A 953-nucleotide genomic window follows, 5' to 3' on the forward strand; every position below is an offset into this window, starting at 1 on the left:
CGATCGTCAGGCGTTTCGCTGGCCGCGCTGTCGGGCACCTACAACATGGCGCATCCCGACAAGGCTGTGCGCGACGATGGTCTTCGCCGTCTTGCCGTCGTCATCGAGGCGGCGGCGGCCCTCGGTATTCCGCTGGTCACGCTCTGCACCGGCTCGCGCAATGCCGCCGATCAATGGGCGTATCATCCCGACAATAGCACGCCGGCCGCTTGGTCCGACATGGCCGCCGAGATGGAGAAAGCGCTGGCGCTTGCCGAAGACGCCGGCGTCGATCTCGGCATCGAGCCCGAGCAGGCCAACATCGTTACCTCGGCCAGGGACGCGACCAGGCTGATCGCCGAAATGGGATCGAAGCATCTGAAGATCGTGCTCGATCCGGCGAACCTGTTCGAGCACGCGACGCCACACGAAGCGCGCGCCATCGTCGCCGCCGCGATCGACGAGGCTGCCGGCCATATCGCCATGGCGCACGCCAAGGATCGCTCTGGTGACGGCCGCTTTGCCACCGCCGGACAAGGCATCGTCGATTTTCCGCATTTTGTTTCACGGCTGAAGGCAGCGGGCTTCGACGGATCGCTCGTCACCCACGGGCTGTCCGCCGATGAAGCCCCCGGCGTCGCAGCCTTTCTGCGGGGACTCCTCTGATGGGCGCCGCGCCGGCGATCCTGCTTCGCGACGATGCATCGCTTCGTGTCTTCGACACGGGGCAGGGCAGGCCTCCCGTCGTCTTCCAGCACGGCCTCGGCGGTGATGCGGCACAAGTAGCGCAGAACTTTCCCGATGGTCCTTCATACCGCCGACTGACCGTCGAATGTCGCGCTCAGGGCGGCTCCGGCGCCGGCAGCAAGCGTCCTTTTTCGATCGAGATGTTCGCCGACGACGTGTTGGCTGCCGCCGATGCCGCCGGCCTCGACCGTTTCGTCGCCGGCGGCATCTCGATGGGCGCGGCAATC

General features: G+C 66.4%; 2 protein-coding genes. Both read left to right on the top strand.

The genetic code is table 11. From position 1 onward, the window contains the following. Positions 1 to 645: sugar phosphate isomerase/epimerase (locus tag EN994_RS33155; RefSeq protein WP_164746513.1), on the top strand; the 645-nt coding region annotated here is incomplete at its 5' end. Then, the coding region (locus tag EN994_RS33160; RefSeq protein ID WP_164746514.1) for an alpha/beta hydrolase at positions 645 to 953 on the top strand (309 nt) is incomplete at its 3' end. The genes EN994_RS33155 and EN994_RS33160, both read left to right, overlap by 1 nt.

This window comes from Mesorhizobium sp. M7A.F.Ca.CA.002.09.1.1 (assembly GCF_003998555.1).
GTDB lineage: Bacteria > Pseudomonadota > Alphaproteobacteria > Rhizobiales > Rhizobiaceae > Mesorhizobium > Mesorhizobium ciceri.